The organism is Bacillus sp. FSL K6-1003 (genome assembly GCF_037964945.1).
Taxonomy (GTDB): Bacteria; Bacillota; Bacilli; order Bacillales; family Bacillaceae; genus Bacillus; species Bacillus mojavensis.
The window spans coordinates 561,119-586,748 of the sequence record NZ_CP150176.1 but is presented as its reverse complement, the minus strand read 5'-3'; the positions used below and the strand labels follow the sequence as shown (position 1 = coordinate 586,748).

General features: G+C 40.0%; 21 protein-coding genes and 2 pseudogenes. 6 read left to right on the top strand and 17 right to left on the bottom strand.

Annotated features, from left to right (window positions below):
- The first annotated feature begins 266 nt into the window (after positions 1-266).
- Positions 267-1,901, top strand: a complete 1,635-nt coding sequence (abc-f, locus tag NSU16_RS03035; RefSeq protein WP_339192048.1) for an ABC-F type ribosomal protection protein — start codon at positions 267-269, stop codon at positions 1,899-1,901.
- Between the two features lie 317 nt (positions 1,902-2,218).
- Here the strand turns inward: abc-f and NSU16_RS03030 are convergent, their stop codons facing one another.
- The 5 genes from NSU16_RS03030 to NSU16_RS03010 form a co-directional block, all read right to left on the bottom strand.
- Positions 2,219-2,692, bottom strand: coding sequence for a GNAT family N-acetyltransferase (locus NSU16_RS03030; RefSeq protein ID WP_326192277.1), 474 nt, complete (start codon positions 2,690-2,692; stop codon positions 2,219-2,221).
- A gap of 606 nt (positions 2,693-3,298) precedes the next feature.
- The gene (locus tag NSU16_RS03025; protein WP_010333167.1) at positions 3,299-3,637 is read right to left on the bottom strand and encodes a thioredoxin family protein; all 339 of its coding nucleotides are present in this window, start codon (positions 3,635-3,637) and stop codon (positions 3,299-3,301) included.
- 184 nt (positions 3,638-3,821) lie between these two features.
- The gene (locus tag NSU16_RS03020; protein WP_268454944.1) at positions 3,822-4,211 is read right to left on the bottom strand and encodes a DoxX family protein; all 390 of its coding nucleotides are present in this window, start codon (positions 4,209-4,211) and stop codon (positions 3,822-3,824) included.
- Between the two features lie 126 nt (positions 4,212-4,337).
- A complete protein-coding gene (locus NSU16_RS03015; protein ID WP_339192047.1) occupies positions 4,338-5,282 on the bottom strand; it encodes a ring-cleaving dioxygenase in 945 nt (314 codons plus the stop codon).
- Positions 5,283-5,308: 26 nt separating this feature from the next.
- Entirely contained in the window at positions 5,309-5,929 is a 621-nt protein-coding gene (locus NSU16_RS03010) for a nitroreductase family protein (RefSeq protein ID WP_326226579.1), read from the bottom strand.
- A gap of 482 nt (positions 5,930-6,411) precedes the next feature.
- Between NSU16_RS03010 and NSU16_RS03005 the strand changes: the two are divergent.
- A pseudogene (locus tag NSU16_RS03005) lies at positions 6,412-6,528 on the top strand (MBL fold metallo-hydrolase); the annotation flags it as partial.
- Positions 6,529-6,614: 86 nt separating this feature from the next.
- On the opposite strand, the gene NSU16_RS03000 reads toward NSU16_RS03005, so the two are convergent.
- On the bottom strand, positions 6,615-7,388 hold the full coding sequence (locus NSU16_RS03000) for a GNAT family N-acetyltransferase (protein ID WP_339192046.1): 774 nt from the start codon (positions 7,386-7,388) through the stop codon (positions 6,615-6,617).
- Between the two features lie 206 nt (positions 7,389-7,594).
- The gene (locus NSU16_RS02995) at positions 7,595-9,043 is read right to left on the bottom strand and encodes a PLP-dependent aminotransferase family protein (protein WP_339192045.1); all 1,449 of its coding nucleotides are present in this window, start codon (positions 9,041-9,043) and stop codon (positions 7,595-7,597) included.
- A gap of 132 nt (positions 9,044-9,175) precedes the next feature.
- Here NSU16_RS02995 and NSU16_RS02990 point away from each other — a divergent pair, with 132 nt between their 5' ends.
- A complete protein-coding gene (locus NSU16_RS02990) occupies positions 9,176-10,075 on the top strand; it encodes an EamA family transporter (protein ID WP_339192044.1) in 900 nt (299 codons plus the stop codon).
- A gap of 225 nt (positions 10,076-10,300) precedes the next feature.
- On the opposite strand, the gene NSU16_RS02985 is transcribed toward NSU16_RS02990, so the two are convergent.
- From NSU16_RS02985 to NSU16_RS02970, 4 genes are all read right to left on the bottom strand, one after another.
- Positions 10,301-10,726, bottom strand: coding sequence for a MaoC family dehydratase (locus tag NSU16_RS02985; protein WP_339192043.1), 426 nt, complete (start codon positions 10,724-10,726; stop codon positions 10,301-10,303).
- A 395-nt stretch (positions 10,727-11,121) separates the two neighbouring features.
- Complete coding sequence (gene manA, locus NSU16_RS02980; RefSeq protein ID WP_339192042.1) at positions 11,122-12,069, bottom strand: mannose-6-phosphate isomerase, class I; 948 nt, start codon at positions 12,067-12,069, stop codon at positions 11,122-11,124.
- Positions 12,070-12,083: 14 nt separating this feature from the next.
- Positions 12,084-14,024, bottom strand: a complete 1,941-nt coding sequence (locus NSU16_RS02975) for a PTS fructose transporter subunit IIABC (protein ID WP_168747041.1) — start codon at positions 14,022-14,024, stop codon at positions 12,084-12,086.
- A gap of 151 nt (positions 14,025-14,175) precedes the next feature.
- Entirely contained in the window at positions 14,176-16,128 is a 1,953-nt protein-coding gene (locus tag NSU16_RS02970) for a BglG family transcription antiterminator (protein WP_339192041.1), read from the bottom strand.
- A gap of 500 nt (positions 16,129-16,628) precedes the next feature.
- On the opposite strand from NSU16_RS02970, the gene NSU16_RS02965 reads away from it, so the two are divergent.
- On the top strand, positions 16,629-17,087 hold the full coding sequence (locus NSU16_RS02965) for a GNAT family N-acetyltransferase (protein ID WP_339192040.1): 459 nt from the start codon (positions 16,629-16,631) through the stop codon (positions 17,085-17,087).
- Positions 17,088-17,227: 140 nt separating this feature from the next.
- Here NSU16_RS02965 and NSU16_RS02960 read toward each other — a convergent pair whose 3' ends face one another.
- From NSU16_RS02960 to NSU16_RS02940, 5 genes and pseudogenes are all read right to left on the bottom strand, one after another.
- The gene (locus tag NSU16_RS02960) at positions 17,228-18,118 is read right to left on the bottom strand and encodes a Virginiamycin B lyase (protein WP_339192038.1); all 891 of its coding nucleotides are present in this window, start codon (positions 18,116-18,118) and stop codon (positions 17,228-17,230) included.
- A 187-nt stretch (positions 18,119-18,305) separates the two neighbouring features.
- Positions 18,306-19,178: a YitT family protein gene (locus NSU16_RS02955; protein ID WP_010333153.1), complete on the bottom strand. Its 873-nt coding sequence runs from the start codon at positions 19,176-19,178 to the stop codon at positions 18,306-18,308.
- Between the two features lie 510 nt (positions 19,179-19,688).
- A pseudogene (locus NSU16_RS02950) lies at positions 19,689-20,101 on the bottom strand (ArsI/CadI family heavy metal resistance metalloenzyme).
- A 64-nt stretch (positions 20,102-20,165) separates the two neighbouring features.
- On the bottom strand, positions 20,166-20,474 hold the full coding sequence (locus NSU16_RS02945) for a metalloregulator ArsR/SmtB family transcription factor (RefSeq protein WP_268450659.1): 309 nt from the start codon (positions 20,472-20,474) through the stop codon (positions 20,166-20,168).
- 208 nt (positions 20,475-20,682) lie between these two features.
- On the bottom strand, positions 20,683-22,074 hold the full coding sequence (locus NSU16_RS02940; protein ID WP_326332644.1) for a PLP-dependent aminotransferase family protein: 1,392 nt from the start codon (positions 22,072-22,074) through the stop codon (positions 20,683-20,685).
- A 155-nt stretch (positions 22,075-22,229) separates the two neighbouring features.
- Between NSU16_RS02940 and NSU16_RS02935 the strand changes: the two genes are divergently transcribed.
- Positions 22,230-23,096 (top strand): DMT family transporter, encoded by an 867-nt coding sequence (locus NSU16_RS02935; RefSeq protein WP_339192035.1) that lies wholly within the window; start codon positions 22,230-22,232, stop codon positions 23,094-23,096.
- Positions 23,097-23,478: 382 nt separating this feature from the next.
- Here the strand turns inward: NSU16_RS02935 and NSU16_RS02930 are convergent, their stop codons facing one another.
- Positions 23,479-24,111 (bottom strand): type 1 glutamine amidotransferase family protein, encoded by a 633-nt coding sequence (locus NSU16_RS02930; RefSeq protein WP_339192033.1) that lies wholly within the window; start codon positions 24,109-24,111, stop codon positions 23,479-23,481.
- A 480-nt stretch (positions 24,112-24,591) separates the two neighbouring features.
- Between NSU16_RS02930 and NSU16_RS02925 the strand changes: the two genes are divergently transcribed.
- Positions 24,592-25,482: a DMT family transporter gene (locus NSU16_RS02925; protein WP_339192031.1), complete on the top strand. Its 891-nt coding sequence runs from the start codon at positions 24,592-24,594 to the stop codon at positions 25,480-25,482.
- Positions 25,483-25,630 lie beyond the last annotated feature (148 nt).

Below are 25,630 nucleotides of genomic sequence, written 5' to 3'. Positions count from 1 at the left end.
TTTCTTTGCTCAAATTGAAAAATATGCTATATTGTTTGTAATAAATTGAGAAGGGATGATGGGTGGACAATGATTAACTAATCTTATTTTTCACGTTTGAAATCGTATATTTCAAATCATAAAAAATAGGATTAGTCTGCCCATTTTCTATATACGTACGCGCTATTTTATGAAGAATAGCTTATTTCATCATGGCAAAGGCACGGCTAATCCTTCCAAAACATTTGGGAGGATTTTTTTGTTCTCCCTTAAAGCGAGGGATATAGATGAAAGAACAATTAAAACTTACAACCGTCAGCTATGAAGTGAAGGATCTTACCATTTTTAATCACATACATGCAAGCGTTCAGCAAGGCGATATCATTGGGATTATCGGTAAAAATGGAGCTGGAAAATCGACACTGCTTCACCTGATCAACAAGGACTTAACTCCGTCACAGGGACAAATCCAATGGATGCAGCACGGCTTAAAAACGGTGCTGGTTGAACAGGAGACTGAATCGTTTTCCTTTGAGAATCAGACACCTGCCGAAGTGAAACTGCTGGAGAAATGGCGCGTGCCAGCCCGTGATTTCAGCCAGTTAAGCGGCGGAGAAAAACTGAAAGCACGGCTGGCAAAAGGACTATCAGAGGATGCAGACCTGTTCCTGTTAGATGAACCGACAAACCATCTTGATGACATAAGCCTGCAATTTCTCATTCAACAGCTGAAAAATGTTAGCGGCACTGTCATTCTCGTTTCGCACGATCGGTATTTCTTAGATGAAGTTGCCACGAAAATATGGTCAATCGAAGGCCACACGCTGACTGAGTACAAAGGGAATTACTCTGGTTACATGAAGTTCCGGAAAGAGAAAAGACTGGCACAGCAGCGTGAATATGAAAAACAGCAGAAAATGATTGAACGGATTGAAGCACAAATGACAGAACTCACTTCATGGTCGAAAAAAGCCCACGCACAATCGACGAAAAAGGAAGGGTTTAAAGAATACCATCGTGTAAAAGCAAAGCGCACAGATGCCCAGATCAAATCGAAACAAAAGCGGCTTGAAAAAGAACTCGAAAAAACAAAGGCTGAATCTGTCGATCCGGAATATACTGTTTGTTTTTCAATCGATACAGCTCATAAAACAGGAAAACGGTTTTTGGAGGTTCAAAACCTGACGAAGTCATTTGGTGAAAAGACACTGTTTCAAAACGCCCGCTTTACGATTCAGCACGGAGAAAAGGTTGCCATTACAGGCCCAAACGGCAGCGGAAAAACAACCTTATTGAAAGTCATTCTTGGACAGGAAACGGCAGAGGGAAAGGTATGGATATCACCATCTGCAAAAATCGGTTATTTAACACAGGAAGTATTTGATTTGCCTTTAGCACAAACACCGGAGGAGTTATTTTATCAAGACACGTTCAAGGCGAGAGGAAACGTGCAGAATATCATGACGCAATTGGGCTTTACAGCTTCTCAATGGACAGAACCAATTCAACATATGAGTATGGGTGAGCGTGTAAAGTGCAAGCTGATGGCATATATCTTAGAGGAAAAAGACGTGCTGATATTAGATGAACCGACCAATCACCTCGACCTGCCGTCACGCGAACAGCTGGAAGAAACACTGTCACAATACAGCGGCACACTGATTGTGGTATCACACGATCGTTATTTTCTTGAGAAAACAACGAACAGTAAACTCGTTATTTCAGACAATGGCATCGAAAAGCAATTGAAGGACGTTCCTTCTGAAAGAAATGACAGGGAAGAGCTTCGTTTAAAGCTTGAGACAGAAAGACAAGAAGTGCTGGGAAAGCTTAGTTTTATGACGCCAAATGATAAAGGGTACAAAGAGCTTGACCAGGCATTCAATGAGCTTACGAAACGAATGAAAGAGCTGGATCAATAGTGTGTAAGGGATACCAAGGGCTGTTCGCCCTTGGTATTTTTCAAGTTTTCGCCAAAAGATAGAGCCTTAAATGACATTGCCTGCAAAAGGCTACATTTAGCACATGCTTCCGGGACTTAAAAAATCAATGATAGACGCCACTTCTTCTTCAACAACCTCAGACATCTCAATGATTTTGGAATTCCTCATGACTCTATCGATTCCCATGACCTTAGTGTCTCAAAGGAGGGAATAAAATACGCCGCGACGCTATCCAAGTAGTCATTGTCTTTTATCGGACTAAACGCGTCCGCTAAGCAGACCGGCATTTTCACCTGCTAGCACAGCTGTCTCCGCATTTTGATATTTGTCATGATATAGCCCATCTTCTGATAAAGATAGACGGCTGTCTCGTTGTGCGCAAACACATGAAGCGCAAGTCTTTCCACGCCCATCTCTCTTGCTCTTTCATCCAGCGTTTGAAGCGCCAATTGAGCCAGCCCTTTTCCGCGATAGGCTTCATATAATCCAAAGGAATAAATAAACGCTTCCTTTTGTGGATGGAGCGGATCAGCATATAGCCAGAGCCAGCCTATCCTTTCCCCTTGTTCATTTGTAATGTTCCAAAAGTTGTGATTGCTGCTGTTTCGTCCATCCGGAATCATTTTCTCATATGCTTGCTCCGATTTCTCAATCGCCTCTTTTTCTGTCCAAGTTCCCGACGCTATGTTTTGTTTCGCATAATTTTGCACGGACATCCCGCGAAATGCTTTAAACTCTTCCACAGTCATATCTTCCAAAGTTAACGCCATCCTGTATTCCTCCTTATAAAAAAAGTCCAGCCAATGCCGGACACTCACTGTGTACAAACGAAAAGCTCTTCAATAACCCGTTTAGCCTCTGACTCTCTATCATTCGATAAGAGAAAAAGATTTCCTGCAAACCAGTATAAAAGACTGTAGGGATATAAGAGAAAACAATGCATCATCTCTAAAAATGCAATGGTCCTGCCGCGGCGAAAAGTTTTTGGTCCATGATGCTGTGAACCGCCTCTGCCCTTGTGACGATCCCCACGATGATGCCCTTCTTTCTTAAATATCTTTACTCTTCATTAATAAAGCCCCCTTCCTACATTATTTGAATATTACTATTTCTAAAAAATCAAAAAGGATGCTACACCTTGTAACACCCTTTTTTGCTTCATTTATTGGTTTGTTTAGAAATGATTTTGCTGGAGTTTGATGTGATGTTTCTATGCAAGCCCAATGATATTCTACTAGATGACGGCTGAAGATATGATGAAATGAGGAAATCATTTATATCCCCTGATTGATCCTCATGTATGATACAGAACATCTTGATTCATTTGCTCCAGCCCCATTTCAGAGAGCTCCTTTTCATTTGGAAAGCGTAAAGCTTTATTCATCTTCATATAAACGATAAACCCTTTTCAGCCTTTCTTCGAGCTGTTCAAAATGAACAAAACGAGCTTCTCTCAGAAACTCAGTCCCATCGATAAACAAAAGAAGCACAGGGACGGTGAAGACCGAAAATCGGCCGGCGACCTCTTCTACATCGTCAGCATTGATATGCCCCAATGTGATGTTTGGAAACTGATCCAATAATATTCTGAGCTGCGGCAGAACAGCATGACATACTGTACAGCCGGGTCTTGATATATAGATAAAACTGAATTGATGCTGCTTAATAAAATGCTCTATAGCATCTAATGAATGTAATTCTGTCATCTCTTTCATCCATTTACTCCTTCAAATTGGTCTATTTTTCATGACCAAGCATCGATACGTATCATTCACTATACACATTTATATTTATGATATCCGCTTTTTTGCTTTGCAGGGCACCTGCAAGTTTGCATGAAAATGGCAAAACAAAAGAACAGTTACCGCTTGCCGGTAACTGTTCTTACATACTTTCGTATTAAAAATGCAAAGCGTAAGCCCCTGAACCGATGAGTGCAACCCCGATGGAGACTGCAATCAGCACCACGTTATACTCAAAACCGCCCGCGCCATTCGCAAATCCTTTCGCTCCATGAACTTTTACGATAGCACCTAACATAATGATCGTTATGATAGCAGCTCCAAGCGGGAGGAATACACCTAAAATAAATAATATTCCGCTTACTAATTCCCCAAGACCTGATAAAGCGGCCGCGGCGTTACCTGGTTTAACCCCAATTGACTCGAACCATTGTCCGGTTCCTTTAATCCCGTATCCGCCAAACCAGCCGAATAATTTTTGTGATCCATAAAACAGAAACACCACACCAATCATAATACGAATAAGCAATAGTCCTGCATCTTCCATTTTTATCTCTCCTTATTTTTGATGTAACATGATGTGCTGAAAGGCAGCACGTCTTGTTATTTACCGCCAGTAACTTCCAGCGGTCATCTGTTGAATATATGCCTCTTTATTTCTCTTCATGCGGTATTACAATCCGTCTAACTCTCTCACTTCAAACGGCAGCAGCCCTTGTTCAATTTGTGTTCGATGCGGTTCATACTGCACAGGCAGCATCAACCTTCCACCCATTGTTTCTGGTGATTCATCATGAGCAAAGCCCGGCGGATCAGTTGCGATTTCAAACAAGATTTCCCCATGTTCTCTGAAGTAAACCGCATTAAAATAATTTCTATCCTGAACAGGAGTCACACCGTATCCGTGAGAAGCAATATATCTTTGCCAATCTAATTGATCTTCGTCATCGCTAGCACGCCAAGCGATGTGATGCACCGTGCCGACTCCCATTTGTCCGCGGCCAATAGGCGTTAATTTAAGGTCAATCACATTTCCGATATCACCGGCAGAACGAAAACGAACGAAGACTCCTTCCTTGCCGACTTGTTCCAGTCCCATGATATTTTCTAATAGCTCAGCGGTTTTATCAGGCTGTGCTGATAACAGGATTGCACCGCCAAAGCCTTTAATGGCAACATCAGGTGTTATATCTCCAAACGTCCACGTATTGGCTTCTCCTTCTTCTCTTTCCACGATTTCTAAGTGCAGACCGTGCGGATCATCAAATTCTACATATTGTTCTCCAAAACGCTCGATTTTGGTGTATGGAACGTTGAACTTTTCAAGTCTCTTTTCCCAAAAAGCCATAGCTCCCTTCGGCACGACATAAGAAGTCACGCCAACTTGACCGTCCCCAATGATGCCTTTGCGGGCTCCTGCCCACGGAAAGAAGGTGATGATTGTTCCCGGCTTTCCGCCTTCATTTCCAAAATAAAGATGATACGTACCTGGATCATCAAAATTGACAGTTTGCTTGACCAATCGAAGCCCCAGGACTCCTGCGTAAAAATCTGCGTTCTCTTGAGGGTGACCGACAATTGCTGTAATATGATGTATTCCCATCGTTTTTTTAGCCATTTTTACCCGCTCCTTCACATGTTCATTTAGATATAATCAACAAACTCATTCACAGGTTTCCGGTAACCGCGCGGCCTTCTGCTCTCTGTTTTTTCTTTCCCAATTGTAATCATCATGACAACCTCAAATTGATCATCTATATTCAAAATCCGTTTCACGGCTTCAGCATCAAAGCCGATCATAGGGCAGGTGTCCCAGCCCTTTTCCTTAGCACTCAGCATAAACATCATTGCAGAAAGTGAAGCATTCCTTATCGCCTCATCCCTCTTAAATTGTTCTCCCTTGCTTTCATAAAATGAAACGGTGTCTTGAACCATGTGGTCATACTCTTGCTTATTTAGCACCCCCAACACCTTTAATCCTTCATAGATGTCAGCCGCTTGCTGATATGCCTGCTTATCTCCTAATACCAAAAGAACCGCAGATGAGCTAAACACTTTATATTGTCCGTTTGCGGCCTGTTTCAGCTTTTCTTTTACACCCGGGTCTAGAACCGTCACATATTTTGTATGCTGTAAATTAAAAGCCGATGGAGCCAATGCAACCCATTCAAACATCTCATTAAGTTCTTCTTTCGTGATTGGATGATCCGATAGGAAGTTGCTTGCAGATCTTCTTTCTTTGACTAGCTGTGAAAATTCAGCCATTTACGCCACTCCTCTTTTATCTCGAATTCGAGATATTATATTAAAAAAAATCACATTAGAAGGATTGAGATTCTATATACAAGCAGGTTTATGCTTGGTCATGGCTATTTATCTCGAATTAAAATATCTTGAATATGAGATAATAATAAAATATGGATGTTCAAATGTCAACAGTTTTTAAAAAATAGTGGAATTTTCCACTGAAGCAGATGTTAATTGGTGTGCCATCACCGCTTGTTTCATAAGAACCTATATGTTTGGTGTGTGATCTTTTAGCCCGGCTCCAACTTTTTTTCTTTCACCTTACTTCCTTGCCAATTCTTTAATCATCAAACCAATTCATAAATCCCCTTTTGAAGGTCTTCAAGCGATGCATAAGCATATGATAAGCGAACATAATTCCCTTTTTCCTGAGCATAGATACTGCCGAGATTGAGAAGAATCCCTTTTGATAAAGCTTTTTATAAAGGGATTTCATTGATATGGAGACTGTCAACCATTGGGCATTATCTAAAGAAGAATTAAAAAGCTTTATTCATGAAAAAGGCATGTCATCTCATGTACTGGTACCGGATGATGGCGAATCCTATTCATTTTAAAATGGAGAAAAGGGTTCATGTGGATAAACATGGTATTCTCCGTCAGCTTGGTGCTCAAGAAAAGACCCTTCCTAAGAAGGGTTTTTTTAACCTGATTTTCTAAAAAAGATGGAGTATTTGGTTGATATCTTAAATCCTAGTTTTTTTGCTAAATGAATAGATGACTTGTTGCTGACATCACAATCCCAGCTAGGGGTGACGCCTTTTTCGAGACAATCATTTATAAATTTGCTCCCAGCAATATAAGCGAACCCCATCCCTCTATATTCTTCGCTTGTATAGATATCCATTTCCGCATGATCGCCGCCTAGAAATATGGAAGTGCACTCACTGACAACATGATTGTCATACAAAACAGCGAATCCAAATCCGTTTTTTAAAAAATTCGAGACTGAACCCCAATACTCCTCATAATAAGCTTTATGAAATTCAGTGCTGGTTGAAATGATATCTTCATTTATTCTTTTTAATGTAAATCCCTTTGGAAGCTGAAAAGCCTTTTTGGCAGAAATTTGTTGAGAAAGCGCATATCGCATCATTTGGTTCAATTCATCACGCAGTACAGTTTTTATTACGCTGTCCCATGAACGATTGGGAGAATACAGCGTAAATCTTTTTTTGGATTCTGCTCTCTTTTTGTGTAATTCAACGATACATTCGTTGACATTTTGATTCCTTTCATCCCCTGCAACATAATAAATTCCTGAACTGGTTCCTATCAGAAATGATTGATCATCTGCATAAACAACTCCTGGAATGATTTGTTCTAATATTGAATAAACAAATGTCGGGCAACATGTTTCTTTATGATGGATCAATGCTTTGACATCACTATATTGTTCTTTCTTTACCTCCTGCAAACTGTACCCTCCTGTCACTTTCTCTCTTTTATTCTATCCATAAAAGAATTCCCTCTTTTAAGGGACACTTCTGTTTTTTAGAACAGCCCAGTAAGATGAGGAGATACCTACTCCTCTACATATTCATCTTACATTTCTAAGAACGCATAAAAATAAAAACATACCAACATTGCTTGATAGATAGGTTCTCAACATTGAATGCATATTTATTTACTTGCAAGTTCCTTAATGATCAAACTTAATTCATAAATTCCCTTTTGGAGATCTTCAAGGGATGCATAAGCGTATGACAAGCGAATATAATTCCCTTTTTCCTGAGCATAGATACTGCCAAGATTGAGAAGAATCCCTTTTGTTAAGGCTTTTTTATAAAGTAATTTCATAGATATCGAAGGCAAAATTTTTAACCAAATAAAGAATCCCCCTTTTGGAATAGTCCAAACAGCTGCATTCTTCATATTGGTTTCTAAAGCGCTCGTAACAAATTGCCTTCTTATCTTTAATTGATGTCTCACACGTTCTAAATGCCGCTGATATTGGCCAGATGTGAACCATTCCGCCGCAACTCTTTGAGATAACGAACTGGATCCGTAATCTGTCTGCATTTTAATGTCAGATAAACGTTCAATCACTGGTTCCGGTCCGACTATCCATCCAATCCTTAAGCCGGGGCTTAACGTTTTCGATAAACTTCCTACATATAGCACATGGCCGTTTTTATCTATTGTTTTAATAGGATATGGCGGGTTTTCATCTATCCACAGCTCACGATATATGTCATCTTCAATAATGGGAAGCTGTGTTTCCTCGCTTGCTGCAAGGATTTCTTTCCGCCGCTCTTCTGACATTAAGATACCAGTCGGATTATGAAAACAAGGGTTTGTATATAATATGGCTCTCCCCCGTTCTCCCTTTGTCATATGAATATGGTTTGGCAAAAGCCCCTCTAAATCCATAGGAAGTCCGGTCAGATTCATTCCGGCTGATTGAAATACATGTAATGAATAAAGATAAGATGGCTGATCAAGAAAAACAGTTGATCCTCTTTGCAAAAGCCCCATTGATATAAGCTGTAAGGCTTGCAGTGCTCCTGAAACAATAAGAATGGATGAAGGAGAAGCCTGAATCCCGATTGTTTTTAAATAAACACTCAATGCCTCTCTTAAGGGTAAGTATCCTTTTGGTTCCTCATATCCGAACGCCTCTATATTTTGAGATACCTTGCCCATAATCTCTTTCATGGCAGACAAAGGAAAAATCTCATTTGAAAGTTCTCCTTTGCTGAGCTGTATAAGATCAGAATTTGATTCTGATTTATTGATTTCTTGAACAATTCTTCGGCTTGGCTGCTGGATTCCCGAAGTTACATATTTCTCCCAATTAGGTGCAGAATTCTTAGCTAACAGTGTCCAAGTATTGTTGATGACAACTGTCCCTTTACCCATTCTGCCTTCAATCAATCCATCTGCCATCAATTCCTCTAATGCTGTGATAACCGTGCTTCGATTTACATGAAAGTCTTTTGCAAGCGTTCGCTGACTAGGAATCTTACTTCCAATCGGCCATTCTCCATTTCCTATTTTCTCTTTTATATAGTCAATAATTTGTAAGTACTTAGGAAGCTTTCTATTCGTTTTTTCTTCTGTAAAGCTCATCAAAAGCAGTCTCCTTCTACTAAGTGGTTGGGTCATAAATTGCGTAACTGGTTGAAGTCATTTTATCAAATCTCTATTAGTATATAACACACTAAATCACTGGTTGGTTTTTGTAGAGAAGGAGTGAAGATCATGAAAAAGAAAACTGTTCAACTGATTATATCTTACAGTCTTATGATTGGATTGTGGGCATCAGCTTTTCCTGGAATTCGTGTAGGTTTGGAATACTACACACCAGAACACCTTGCTTTATTTCGTTTGTTAATCGGATCTATGGCGTTGTTACTTTTTGCTGCGCTGACTAAAATGCGCTTACCTGACATGAAAGATGTCCCTGTCATCTTATTATTAGGGTTTTTAGGTTTTGCACTATATCACCTTTTGCTTAATATCGGTGAAAAAACAGTTAGTGCCGGTATTGCAAGCTTACTCGTAACAACAGCACCAATCTTTTCTGCGGTGTTATCTCGACTGTTTTTTGGTGAACATTTTGGTTTTTCTAAATGGATTGGATCTATCATTAGTTTATTGGGTGTGTCATTTCTTTCATTTGGGACAGGAGATCATACGCATTCTATGAAAGGGATTTTGTTCATCCTGCTGGCAGCTTTTGCAGAGAGTATTTATTTCGTTTTTCAAGGCCGCTATATAAAAAAGTATGGATTTATTCCATTTGTAACGTTCACAATTTGGGGTGCAGTCATACCAATGCTTGTTTTTCTTCCAGGTTTATGGGGAGAGTTTATACTCGCCTCAATGAACTCCACATTGTCTATCGTTTACTTAGGTTTATTCCCGACGGTCATCCCATACTTTGCGCTTGCATACGTAACTTCAATCGTCGGTCCTTCTGAAGCAACGATTTCACTCTATGTAACGCCTGCTTTGACACTGGTGATTTCTTGGGTGTGGATAGGCGAAATGCCTGCATTGATTTCACTGCTAGGCGGAATAGTTACTGTCTGCGGGGTGTGTTTCACCTACATAAAAGGAAGCAAAATGAAGGTGGTAAAGGAGATTAGAAAGTTCTAATTTCCTTTTCTGTCAAACCGCCCATTCTCTTTGCTTTACCGCCTTGATGCAAGGTATCGGTACTCTGCTTCCTGTCATTGCAGGAATGACAGGTTCCATAAAAAAATGCATGGACAAAAAAACATACCAATATGATTTGGTATGTTTCTTTCTAAGATGAGCCTTTAACATTGATATCCATATCAATAGGTAGTTGATGATGAAAAACCTTTAATGTTACATTAGTCACTGCTTAATCAATACTGATAACTCACCTTCAAATACTTGCTCTTCTTTATGATTATAAGTAAATATCAATACAGTAAGTATTCCCGTTCCACTTTTCTTTGGTTTCTTATCTACCACCTCAACAACTGAATGCAATTCATCGTCTGGATACACGGGTTTTATGAATTTAATATGATTCATCTCTGTTCCAGCGATAATATCGTCGCCATAGTAACCCTCTTCAATCCACAGCTTAAAAGAAATGGCTAACGTTTGTATCCCAGAAGCGATGATTCCATTAAATCTGCCTTGATTCGCTTTTTCCTCATCTACATGCATATATTGAGGGTCAAATTCTTCGGCAAACCTCATTACATTTTCTTTTGTTACCCTAAAAGACTTTGTATGAAATACTTGTCCAATCGCAAATTCATCAAACTTCATAAATACACCTCTTATCAAAATATTCCTTCAACAACTAACGCATTAAAAATACTTTATCATATTTCATGTAGATCATCCTTTCCATTCTTACCTATAAAACTTGTCAGATCAAATGTTAGGTTTGGGGAAAGACACATCTGAAATAGCGAACGTGACAGCTCAAAGATGATTTCGCCCACGAAATAAAAAAAACTGCGTTTATAATAGGATAGCTTGTTTTTTTACAAACAAATCATTCAGAAACACATTTCGTTTTCTCTTTGGCTCATATAAGATTGAAGCATGAAAAAAGATACCAGTGGTATCTTTTTATATTTAACTATTCATTTAGCTCAAAATGAGATCACTTTGGTTCGTTCTTTATATCAAAAATGAAACTGGTATAAAGTTTTATTTTACAGATGAGATACGATACACTCCGCATCCCCTGTGAGTTTGAATTCCCCAAACCCGTAAGGCAGCAACATATGATCTCCTTTTTTAAAGTCATATGTTTGGTCGCCAGAGATTATCCGGCCTTCTCCTTCGATGACACTGACAAGAAGGAATGATTTTTGCTGTTTTAAACTTGCTGATCCTGTTAAATCCCACTTTTCCACTGAAAAATAAGGGCACTCTATCAATACGGCTCTGTGCAAATCATCTGTTTGTTCATATTGAACTGTTTGCTGATCCGGTGCAAATGGTACGTCTATCACATCTATGCTCTTTTCCAAATGGAGCTCGCGAAAATTGCCTTCTGTATCTTTTCGGCCATAATCATATAATCTGTAGGTAGTATCGGAATTCTGCTGCGTTTCTAAAATGAGAATGCCTTTCCCAATCGCATGAACGGTGCCGCTTGGCACATAGAAGAAATCCCCCGGTTTTACCTTTACGCGGCGCAGGAGCTCGTCCCATTTTCCAACTTCTATCATCGAGATCAGTTCTTCCTTTGTTTTTGCGTTGTGGCCATAAACGATTTCTGCATCTTCTTGGCAGTCTATGATATACCAGCATTCCGTTTTTCCGAGCTCCCCTTTTTCGCGCATTTTTGCATACTCATCTTTCGGATGCACCTGAACGGATAAGTCTTGATTGGCATCCAGTATTTTTGTGAGAAGAGGGAAGCGGTCCCCCTTCAGATGTCCGAATAAATGCCGATGATGGTCCCATAATTCGCTGAGCGTAAGCCCCTTGTATATCCCGTTTTGAACAATGCTTTGTCCATTTTGATGTGCTGCAAAAGCCCAGCATTCCGCCGTCCGTTCTGACGGAATGTCATAGCCGAAAGCGGTTAAAGCGGTGCCGCCCCAAATCTTTTCTTTGAAAACCGGCTTGAAAAATAGCGGTTCAGCCATCATGAAAATCCCCCCCTTTATATGATTTCATCCAGGAGTTTGTATGCTTCTTCTTTTGTCTGCACAGAGAGCAGCCTTTCCCTATAGCTGTCATCCATCAGTTTTCGAGATAGCATTTGCAGCAGTTTCAGATGCTGGTTCCCTCCGCTATCTTTCGGTACAGCGATCATAAAGATTAACTTTGCTTCTGATCCATCAAGACTGTTCCAGTCAATGCCTGATTGTTTGATTCCGAATGCCACACTGGGCTTCTTGACCGCATCAGACTTCCCGTGCGGAATCGCGATATTCATGCCAATCGCCGTTGTCCCCTCTTGTTCGCGATTCATGATCGCTTGTTTAAAACCGCTCTCTGAATGCAGCATACCTGTTCGGGACAATTTTTGAATCATTTCATCAATAATGTCATCTCTGGTTTCGCCTGATAAAGTTGGTTCAATTAGATCTAAACTCATAATGTCTGTCAGCTTGTGAATATCCGTCTTCTCCATCTGTCTGCTTTCCGCTTCATTGTGCTGTTGCGGAACGTCATTCGCTGCTGCAGCTTCACTCAGCCCGGCGGGTGAAGAAACCGGAATATCTTTTTTTAGTACATTAACTAAAAGAGCGGTGGTAAGAGATCCGGCAATCACTGCAATAAAAAACATCAATACATGATCAACGGCGCCTAGTACTGCAACTATGGGCCCGCCGTGTGCTACTCTGTCTCCGACATTGCCGATCATAGCGATCACAGAACCAGTCATAGAACCTGCCATAATCCCCGGAATGACGCGAAGCGGATCCTGTGCCGCGAATGGAATGGCTCCTTCAGTGATGCCGAAAAGCCCCATGGTAAATGATGCTTTTCCCATTTCTCTTTCCGACTCCTGAAATTTTCTTTTTCCAAAAAACGTTGCAATCCCAAGGCCGATCGGCGGTATACAAATGGCGACGGCAATCGGTCCCATAATTTCATAGTTTCCTTCTCCGATCATGGCCGATCCAAACAGGAATGCCACTTTGTTTACGGGACCTCCCATATCAAATGAAATCATTGCGCCTAAAATCAATGCCAGCAGGATGGAGCTCGAACCTTTCATACCCGCCAGCCATACCGTTAAAGATTCGAAAATTTGGGCTACAGGTGCACCGATCAAAAACACAAACGCCAAACCTACAATTAGTGAAGCGAACACTGGAATAATAATAATCGGCATAATCGGCTGAATCGCCTTTGGAACCTTCAATTTTTTGATCCAAAGGGCAGCATACCCCGCCAAAAACCCGGCGATGATGCCGCCGAGAAAACCGGCGCCGCTTGCACTGCCGTAAAAGCTTCCCGTCGCTGCAATGTATCCGCCGATCATTCCTGGTACAAGCCCAGGCTTATCAGCGATGCTGTACGCGATATATCCGGCCAAAATCGGGATCATGAATGAGAATGAGGCACTTCCGATCTGTTCAATCGTTTTCCAAAAAGATTCATCCGGAATGACTAAGCCTTTCGGTGTTTTCTCACCTCCAAGCGTCAATGCAACCGCTATCAATAATCCTCCGACGACGATGAATGGAACCATAAAGGAAACACCGTTCATTAAATGACGGTAAATCGGATTTTGTTTTTTCTCCTGTTGATTGCCGGCTTCCGATTTTGAAGCTGAACGGTAGACCGGCACATCGCTGCTAAGTGCTTTTTGAATTAATTCTTCCGGTTTGCGGATACCATCCTGAACCCCGACAGACAACAGCTTTTTTCCTATAAACCGGTCTTTGTTTACCGAGCGGTCTGCAGCGATAATGATCGCGTCTGCTTCACGAATCTCCTCTCCGGTCAGCTCATTTTCCACCCCGATTCCGCCTTGGGTCTCGACTTTCATTTGGACGCCTAATCTGTCGGCAGCTTTTTGCAGATTTTCAGCCGCCATATATGTATGGGCAATTCCATTCGGACATGATGTAATCGCTAACAGTTTCATACGAGTCCTCCTTTAAAGTATGAATCATAAGGCCTGTAACAACTGTATATCAAAATCACGCTTGTAAAAGCGCTGTTTTTTACCGTTAATTCCGGAAAAACTAGCATTTTTCTATATACAAAAAAAAAAGCAGGGCATCGAAGCCCCGCTTTTAATAATCCAAATAAGATAAAAATCTCATAACATTTGTTTCCTTCGTCAGCTTATGAATGAATGCCGGCTGCTCACTCAGATATGACAGTTCATGGAACAATTGCTTTGTCATGTTTTGATCCTCGTGTTTGACAGCCAGCATAAAGACGAGTGACACTTTTTCGGCCCCCCAATCAAGCGGCTCTTTTAATGTGGCAATCGCAATCGCTGATTGTTTAATCAATTTAGAGTTTGCATGAGGAATCGCAATGCCAGCTCCAATGTTTGTCGCCGACATTTTTTCTCTCATCACAGCATGAATGGCATACTCCTTTTCCACATAGCCTTTCTCGTATAAAACCATTGCCATTTGTTCAATCAGCTTATAGCGATGAACTGACTCTTGCTGCAAAAAAACTAAGAAAGGAGTCGTATTGTTCAGCATCTTAAACGTTTTTTGTGTTTGGCGTTGCGATACGTCAACCTGATCCATAAATGCACTTAGTTTCTTCTCATCAGAAGGCTCCAACAGCGGTGATACAACAATATGAGGAATTGGCACATGTTCCAACGCTATCGTGGAAATGACAAGATCTATGTCCCCATGCTTTGTTGAGTAATCTGTTAAATCAGCTTTTGCAATACAGGCCTTCACAGCAATTTGATGAAATTTCCGTTCAATTTTTGTTCGCAGCAATTGTGACATTCCAATGCCCATGTGGCAGACGATGATTGCCTTTTTACGCTTCTCGCTGCTGTGGTGCAAACGTTCGACCGCAGCTTGAAAATGCAATGTCAGATAAGCGGCTTCTTCCTCAGGAATAGAAAGAGCAAACGTTTGATTGATATCTTCCAGAACGTCAATGATCATATGAAACAGATAAGGGTACATTTTTTTTATGTCATTTAGCATTGGATTTGATACAGAAAGATCGTAATTCAGCCGGTTTAGCACTGTATTGAGATGGATGTTCAATCCGTTGATCAAATCCTGATCACTATGAAAATCAAGCATTTTCAGCTCTGATACACGATCGATTAAATGCCGCACAACCATGGGAAGCAAGGGATTTTCCAGAATCTTTTTCTCTTCTCCCTGAGCTCGAAAACGAACTTTTCCGCCGAGTATATGCAGCGTTACATACACGGCTTCTTCTTTAGGAAAGCGGATGGCAAAAACCGCTTCCAGCCGTTTTAAACATGTCATTGCCCACTGATATTCTTTCTTCTTTTCTACTGCTGCCATTTCTGTTGGCGAAATCGAGATGGGCTGCTTCATTTTGATTCGGCGTATCATCAGCAATGTATGCAATAATAGATTCTCGAAGGTTTCATCTGTGAAATAGATAGAATGGTGCTTTTGCAATGTTTTGAATTCATTCGCCACAAATTTCACTTCATGACTTAAGAACTTGCTTTTGATAAATTGACTTGTAAACTCTGGATTATCAATCAAATCAGAGATTCTGGCTAAGGCTTTTCTTTTATTTCTTTCATTTCCCTCGATCTTTAAACCGAGCCGCTGCTTTGACACCAATTTGAGATCAAATCGCTTTAGCCACCCTTCAATTTCATGTAAATCCCTTTTAATGGAAGACTTATTCAAAAAATGCTGAGCGGCAATTTCTTTTGCTGACACATGTTTTGGGTTCATTAATAATTGATAAGCGATTTGCAGAATTCTTTCTTCATCGGACTGGTGCTTTGAGCCAAAATGTTCAGTACCTAATTGTTGAGTTAACCGGGCCCTTTCATGTTCTTCTATATTTAAATAGACACCTAATCCTGGTTTGCGAATGAGCTGAGCAGGGGAATGTTCATGCAGATAACCTTCGATTGTTTTCAGATCATTCCTGATCGTTTTTTCAGAACACTTTACCCTGTCGGCGAAATCTTGCACAACTAAATAGTCATCAGGTTCAGATAACAACAGATACAAAATGTCTTTTTGTCTAGTATTCATGTATCTCATCTGTTTTTCTATCCTTCCTGTGTTTCACTCAAATGATGTACGATAGTATAAGTATACTATAGGAGAAACCGCTTACATTATAAAGTAAAATACACGCGCTAAAAGTTTCGTTTTTTACCGAAACTTCCGGAAAAATTGGATTTTTGCTCAGGAAATTCACCTGTTCATCAATAAAAAGAAGATGCTCACCATAAAGAATGTTCAGGTAAAACTAATTTATGAAAGAGCACCTAGTGTACCGCAAGACTCCCATACAGGGTTAAAAAAAAGAGCAGCTCCTCAGCTGCCGCGACAAACCCATGAAAAGAAGTGATGTTAGATGAGCTATCAGTTAAAGGCTTTAAAAAGGATTTAATGAAGGTTTTGTTCAAATTGTAAAGTTAGGGATTAACTACAGAACTCATTGTTTTTTATAAGACTACATGATGTGGATGAAAGCGCAACAATTGATCTGAAAAGCTTCTGTCCTTTTCAGATAAACAGATAAAAGGAGAATGACTATGAATATTGAGATAAAGACGGTAACTGAAGAGAATCGTGAATCTATTCTGTCTCTTCATGTTCACAAAAGCCAAATATCATATATAGAATCAACGAAGCAATGTCTAGAGGATGCATCAGAATGTCAGTATTATAAACCTGCTGGACTTTATTACGAAGGAGAGTTAGTCGGTTTTGCTATGTATGGATGGTTTCCTGAGTTTGATGAAGAAAATAAAAACGGCAGAGTGTGGCTTGACCGATTTTTCATTGACGAGCGTTTTCAAGGTCAAGGATTAGGGAGCATGATGCTTGAAGCTCTTATTCATCACCTTGCTGAGCAATATACATGTAACAGAATTTATTTAAGCATTTTTGAGAACAACATTCATGCTTTGCGCCTGTATCAAAAATTCGGTTTTACATTTAATGGCGAGCTGGATTATAACGGCGAGAAGGTCATGGTAAAAGAACTATAAGCACTTAATTTTTTGAAAATCTACGTTGATGAAACCTCAGTTTCAGTAAATGTACCATTATTTCACGGAGATGAAAAAGCATACAATGTTCTTGGTATGCTATTTATATCATGCATTGTTCTTAGACTAAACCTCAATGTTTATTTCAGAAAGCGTAACTTTCCGATTTTATTACACTCTAATGCGAACCATACGCAGCCTTCTTTGTCACAGCCAATTCCGTGAGGTTCGCCATTAGGGGTTTGGATTGTATATTCTTCAAAGGTTCTCTCTTTCGTGAACCTTCCTATTTTATTTGCTCCCCATTCAGTGAACCATAAATCCGATTCGACTCCCGCAGCAATAGCATGAGGCCGGGCATTTGGTGTAGGAATATCATATTCCGTTATTTCGCCGGACATCGTGATCCTTCCTATTTTATTCCCCATTATTTCTGTAAACCAAAGGTCACCATCATTTCCGTTTGCAAGACCTACTGGTGCTGCTCCCGGTGTTGGGATTGGGTATTCCGTTATTTCTCCTGATCCGGTTATCTTGCCAATCGCATTGTTTTGATTTTCAGTGAACCAAAGCGAGTCATCGGGCCCCAACGTAATAAAAGAAGGATATGATTCTTTATTCGGCAGTTCATATTCATGAATCATACCTTCTGCTGTCAACCTCCCTATGCGATTTCCATTCATTTCAGTAAACCAAATATCACCGTGAAGACCTTCAGTAATTCCATAAGGCGCTGAATGTGCATGGGGTAATGGGTACTCTGTAAATACGCCCGTTGCTGAAAGCCTTCCAATTTTATCTTTCCCGTTTTCAGTAAACCAAATATCACCTATTGATGATATAGTCAAACACAGCACTCGTGCATCAGGAGTTGGAACAATATATTCTTTGATTGTTCCATCTTGATGAAGACAACTGATTTTATTTGCTTTATGTTGAGTAAACCATACATTTCCATCACGAGAGACCGCTATCCCATAAGGACCCGAATTCGCTTGTAACATATCTATTTCTTGCAGCTCAATATTCAAATAAATCCCTCCATTTAAGCATAACCTGATACAAAAAAGCCTCCTATTCTCATTATACGAGACAGAAGGCAATGTAATTCCAGTACAGTTGTCTGTGCGAATGACAGAAACAATTTAATATAAAATTTCTGAGTCTTACCATTTTAAAAGCGGTTTCTCGCTTTTGGGTTAGACGTTGTGTTTTTCTCTAATGACTCGTATGTCTTCTAAAATTACTGCCCTTCACTTCAGCTACGTCATATACGGTAACAAAGGCATTTTTATCAATTTCATTAATAATTTCCTTTAGTTTTGTTTCTTCCAGGCGGTTGATGACACATGTGATTTCTTTAAATTTCTCGTGGGAAAAACCGCCATAAGCTTCTTTATAGGTAGCACTTCGACCTAACTGATCACGTATTGTCTCTACCATTAATTCAGGCTGAGTTGAAATAATTTGAAAGGTTTTAGAACCACTTAAGCCTTCCTCAACAATATGTATGACTTTAGACGCAATGTAGTAAGCAATAACTGACAGTAATGCCCCTTGTAAGCCAAATACAATGGATACAAAAATAAACACAAAAAGGTTTAAGAATAAAATGAGATCGCTCGTTCCAAATGGCAATTTTCGAGATAGCAGCACAGCGAGCATATCAATTCCATCCAATGCGCCGCCATTACGTAAGGCCAACCCCATTCCCAATCCAAGGATAATCCCGCCAACAACGGTTATTAGCAAGGTATCCCCCTCTATGATAGCTGGAGTGTGGTGAAAAAACATTGTACCTGCGGCAAGTGATACGATTCCGATAATGGATAATAATGCAAAGTCTTTCCCGATTTGCTTATATCCTAACCAGACAAACGGGATATTTAAAGCTGCAATAAGGACTCCTAATGGCAAATCAAATAGCTGTGAACCAACGATACTAAGGCCTGTCACCCCTCCATCAGACACACTGTTTGGAATCAATACGGTTTCCAGTCCATATGCCGCTATAATTCCTCCAATAATAACCATTATGACTTGCAGTATCCTTTTTATTTTAATATGCTTTTGTTTTTTGTTCGTATTCATATCATTCCTCGTTTCGAATATTTAGTCTTATTTAAATATACCATAATAGAGTTATTTGTACTAAAGACCATATTCAGAAGGTATATGTATATTTCCCAATAGTAAACCAATAAATGAATTCCTCTAATAAGTTCCAGAACTTGCTTCTACATGTTCATAACCCGGCCGACTTCTTCCCTTGGGATGCAAAGTATAAGTCGAAAAGAAATTCTGAAAAAACGGTAAACGATCAAAAAAGCCACAAAAAAGGGAGAAAATATCCTAATATTTCTGCGAATCGTTGTTTTATAGACTTCTTCATTGTTGGTCGCTTCATTTGAATCAAGTCGAACCGCCCCTAGGTGAAGCTGAGGATATAAAAATGATGAAAAAAAGAAAGGTAAAAAAGAGCAACAAGTGCTGCTCCCTTTTACTATGCTCAGCGAAGCGAGCTTAACGTTTATGTTTACCCACTCATCGGTTTTGCCTAGCCGGCGGAAATTTTGACCTTCATCTAAATGAATAACGCTTTTACTCAGGTGTTACACAACAAGAGGGAGAATTTTGTTTTTGGTCATCATTATTCGGCTTGGTATAGAAAAACTCCCATTCATTTCCGTCGGGATCTGTAACCCAGAATTTATCTTGGACTGCATAACAGCATGTTGTATTCATTTCCTTACGTGCAAAAAAGCCTTCTTTTTCAAGCCGCTCCTTATGTCTCAACACTTCATCTACACTATCGACTTGGAATCCAAAATGATTCACTTGGTTCCCTTGTACCTGATCACGAACATTCAACGTAAAATTCAATCCCGGTTTATCTAACAGAAACTTTGCATAGTCTGTTTTTACGTTTACAGGTTTCACCCCAAAAACTTTTTCATAGAATGTGATTGATCCCCTAATTTGGTTACATTCACTCCTACATGAACATACATCATAATGATTCCCCCTTTATTGATATTCATCAAGAAATATTGATTTAATGGTTAAAATGTAACCGCATCATCCCTCCCTGCTCTTTCTAAATACACAACAAACCTCTTCTGACAGTAATTGGTTGAATTCAGGATTATTTACATCATAATAGCTCCATGTTCCCTTAACTTCTTTAGTAATTAAGTTCGCGTCCAGCAATATTTTAAGATGATAGGAAAGCTTTGATTGAGTCATATTAAAGATCTCAGTCAAATCACAAACACAGGTTTTTCCTCTTTGACAAAGTTCATACATGATCTCTAACCGTTTTTGATCTGCTAGAGCTTTAAATTTTTTCTCAAAAATCTGAAGCAGTTCTAATTTGGTATCATTCATCATATCACCTCTTTAATCAATTTTTTTTGATATATTAATTATAATCATAAATTTTCATAAAATTCAATAAAATGAACCGATTTTTTTTGATTAAAGGCAAAATACAAAAGCAGTTTTCGTATGATTTTTCCGCCAACATTGTTAATCTCCGTCACTCGCTCTTTTATTCAACCTGAAGGAATATCAAATGGCAAACCTGAAAGCTCCCTTATATCTCCCAAGCAGCTTTCAGCTTTTTTATGCCTTCTCGTATGTTGACTTCCGAGACCCCTGCAAATCCCAGTGAGACCGTTTTTGTAGGAGGATGTTTTTGATAAGAAAGAGAAACCGGATAAATTTTGACTCCATATTCCTTTGCCTTCTCAATTAACTCTTTTTCACTGAATGGCAAGAAAACGTCTAGTAAGATACGAAGTCCAGAATTTTCCCCGCGAATCCTGACGTGTTTTCCTAATTCTCTTTGCACAGTCTCTAATAAAATGGCCCTTTTCTTTCGGTATAGCTTTCTCATTCTGTTGATGTGTTTTTGCCACTCTCCATTTTTTATAAATTGAGCCAGCGTCAGCTGACTGTGGCAGGACACTGTTTGCTTATATAAAGAAGTGATGTCATGGCCTTTTTCCAAAAGAGGCGAAGGGAGAATCATATAGCTGATACGCAGCGAAGGAAGAAGAGATTTAGAAAAAGTGCCCATATAAATGACACGGTTATGCTGATCAAGCCCTTGCAAGGAGGGGACCGGCTGTCCTGTGTATCTAAATTCCCCGTCATAATCGTCCTCTATGATGAATGATTGATTGTCTGCCGCCCATTTGAGAAGCTGCATTCTTCTGTTAATTGTCATGATTGTTCCCAGCGTAAATTGGTGAGAAGGCGTGACATAAACAAGGGTTGGCTGGTGTTCTTTGATCTTCTGTATACAAATTCCTTCATCGTCGACCGGTATAGGAACGATATTCATACGATTGGCTTCAAAAATCTTCCTAGCTCTTGGATAACCCGGATCCTCATATCCTATGAAAATATCCGGTTCAAAAACCTGGCACAAGATTTGCAGAAGAAAAGGGTTCCCGGCCCCTATGATCACTTGTTCAGGGACACAATGAACTCCGCGTGATTGATACAGGTACTCTGCAATAAGTGTTCTCAGCTCAAGCTCCCCTAAAGCATTTCCCGGCCGATAAAGCTCTTGTCCATATTGGTCCAAACTATTGACCATACTTTTTCGCCAAGCGGAAAAAGGGAAGTGAGAAGAATCTACATTTCCGTAGTGAAAATCAATACATTGTTCATTTTTCTGCGCTTTTTGACTCGCTGGTGATGTGCTAAGCATTTTACTATGGACAAAATCAGAATCATTATAATCAGCAAACCATCCGCTTCTTGGCTTGCTCACAATATAGCCTTCAGCAGCAAGCTGTTCATAGGCACGCTCAACAGTCGTTTGACTGATGGAAAGCTGACTCGCCAGAAGCCTCTTTGATGGCAGTTTCATTCCTTTTTGAATACGCCCCTGATGCATGTTTTCTTTGAAATACTGATAAAGCTGCTGATAAAGCGGAATATCCAGATTTCTATTTAAAAAAGGCGTGATATCCATTTGCTCGTTTCCCCTAACTGGTATGCATTTTTTTATGAAAACTGGCTGTTTTTAAAAGGTCAATTACAGTTTATAGTCATTGTAATCCTTAAATACAGGTTTTGACAGAGCAAAAATGATCTTGTGAGAAGAAACATATGATGGAGTGATTGTAAATGAACAAAGCAACAAATGGCTGGATGAATGGTTTTCTGGGGGTGCTCATTTTCAGCGGATCGCTGCCTGCGACCCGCTTGGCTGTGGCGGACTTCGATCCGTTGTTCCTCACCGTATGCCGCGCTGCAATAGCTGGTGTATTGGCCGGGGCGCTCCTTCTCATCTTCCGGCAGCAGCGACCTGCCAAAGGTGACATAACTGCGCTATTGGTGGTAGCGTTCGGCGTGGTGGCCGGTTTCCCGTTGCTGACAGCCTTGGCGCTTCAGTATGTCACATCCGCCCATGCCATTGTTTTCATTGGACTACTTCCGCTCGCGACGGCGATCTTCGGCGTACTTCGCGGAGGGGAACGCCCTCGGCCAGCCTTCTGGATTTTCTCAGCTGCAGGCAGCTTACTAGTAGCAGGATTCGCCCTCATCCAAGGCGGAGTATCCTCCCCGATCGGCGACGCGTACATGCTGGCTTCTATCGTCGTATGCGGGCTCGGTTATGCAGAAGGGGCCCGTCTCTCACGGCGGCTGGGAAACTGGCAGGTGATCTCTTGGGCTCTCGTTCTGTCGCTTCCTCTTATGCTGCCATTGTCATTCTATTTTACGCCGGACTCATGGTCGGGCGTCGGCGTTCCTGCACTGCTTAGTCTTGCGTATGTATCCTTATTCAGCATGCTAATCGGCTTTGTGTTCTGGTATCGGGGTCTCGCCCAAGGCGGTATTGCGGCGGTTGGACAGCTGCAGCTCCTCCAGCCCTTCTTTGGACTGCTGCTTGCCTCAGTGATTCTGCACGAGAAAGTGGGCTGGGCACTCGTAGCCGTGAATATCGCCGTTATATTGTGCGTGGCAGCTGCTCGGCGATTCGCAGTAAGATAGACTATGCAAAAACGGGGAAAACCTTTGTTTATCCCGTTTTACTTTAACTGAATGTTGTAACAAGTGGAACAAAAAGGAAAAAACTCAAAATCTAAGAGAACATTAAAAGATACCAGGGGTCTACAACCCTTGGTATCTTTGTTTCGGCCGAGGGACTTGAACCTTCATGGATTATTCACCTACTAGTCCCCTAAATCAATGCTTATTTTTTTTACACTCCGTAGTAGTGGTGTTATGGGCATGTATGCCACATAACAATGGAGGTGGAGGAACCTAAATGTTTCAATCAGTTTCGGGTTAAGAGGCTTTTTATTACAATACATCAATTCTTAGTGTTATTAAAATAAGTTTATCATCGAAAAACTCAGTTGAATGATTTCGATCATCTCTCTATTGAATTCATTAATTGGTAGAAGTATTCAGGCTGATGAGTCTTATTGAGGTTATACCATGAATATAATGTATCTGGCGCAAATACATCTAATTTTTTCAGTACTTCCATCGCAAATTCCAGAGGAGCTACTCCTGATGCAGTAATCAAATTCTCATCAGATACTGCAGGCTCCCTCTCATAAAATGTTTCTCCTTTATAATGAGGGCAGACCATTTTAAGATACGCTACATCATTGCTTGTATGCTTTCTAGAATCTAGGTATCCCATATTCGCGAGGCCCTCCGTTGCACCGCAAATTGCAGCAACAATAGTGCCAAGTTCTAAAGCTTCGCCAACTTTTTTCAAGATAGGCTGATGAATATCTTCTCCCCAAGTATTCCCTCCAGGTAAAATGAAAAGATCTTTATTCTCAAGGATACACTCATCAATAGAAATATCTGGTTTTATGCTCAGACCTCCCATCGTAGTAACCATTTCTTGATTAGCTCCTACTGTAACTACTTTTAAAGGTACTGCATCTTTTTTGAAATATCTTCCTGAGTTTAGTTCAGCAATCAAATATCCGTATTCCCAGTCTGACATTGTATTACATACATAAAGATAAACTTTTTTCGTTTGCATTCAATCACACTCCGATCCTATTGATATACCCTATTATAATATGATAAAAGTAAATAAGTTGTATTTTTTTACATCTGAAAAATCAATGCAGAAAAAGTTGCTTACTCCGGAAAAGAGACCTTAAGCAGAACCGTTCTGCGCCAAGGGTTCCTTTTTGTGTGGGGTGAGTTATTATTTAAAAGATGTTATTTTATGAGCCGTAATCAAATATGAAACATTCATATCTTTCAAGAAAAAATTTCATGTATAATCTAGTATAACCATCTTTTCGTCATATCCAGTTTTTCAAAAATACGCATATACATAGGGGGATTCGCATGCCACACTCAAATACAACTCTATACACTTGGAAGCCATTTTCAACTTCACCGCCACCGCCGTTTACTCCAGCTGTTGAATCAGCAGTGAATAAGCTTATATATAAAACAGATTAAGAATCTGCGAAATATAAGCTGTTTCGCAGATTCGAAGGAGTAGACAATGAAATCTAAGATTCAGTTTATATTATCAATGTTCATTTTCGGCACAATGGGTTTAGTTGTAAGATACATTGATTTATCTTCGAGTGAAACAGCTTTACTAAGCAGTTCAATTGGATGTCTATTTTTAATAGTCGTGTTCATGATGATGAAGAAAACCATTCCATGGAAATTAGTCAAAGCGAATGCTTATACTTTATTTCTTTCTGGTATTGCATTAGGAGGAAATTGGATCTTTCTTTATCAATCGTACGATCATACAACACTTACTAATGCCACACTAGGGTATTACTTTGCACCTGTGTTTGTCATGATCCTCTCACCATTTGTCCTTAGGGAACAATTATCTGTCAAAAAAATGATGTGTATTGGTGTAGCGATCATAGGCATGGTATTGATTGTTGGAAATGGCATAAGTGCTTCTGGAACAGATGATTTGCTTGGGATCTTTTTTGGATTAGTTGCGGCTGCATGTTACACTGCATTGATGTTACTAAATAAATTTATACACCGCATGGGCAGGTTGGAGATTACAATCATCCAACTTGGATTAACAGCATTGCTGCTCTTGCCATATGTGTTTTTTACAGAAGGATTCGGTATCTTTGGAGTATCTAGATCATCCGTTCCTTTTATCATCATTTTAGGGATTGTAAACACTGGGATTGGATTTTGGTTATTTTTCTCGGGTATGCAAAAATTAAAAGGACAGAGTATTGCTATGCTAAGCTATGTAGACCCATTTGTAGCTATATTAATTTCTGCCATTATTCTACGAGAACAAATGACCATTGTTCAAATGCTAGGTGGCGCACTCCTTTTAGGCTCAACATTTGTTAGTGAGAATAAATCAATCACATTTTCCAAAACGATTAAAGAAAATATCAGGTAAGTACCGTACAAAACAGTGGGAAGCATTTGTGACCCGCTGTTTTGTTCTTTTGTTTGGAACTTGTCCCAAACTAGGTGCCGATTACTTCTATTACTATTGTCACTTGTTAAACCTGATGAGATATTAATAGAAAATGCTATACGTGAAG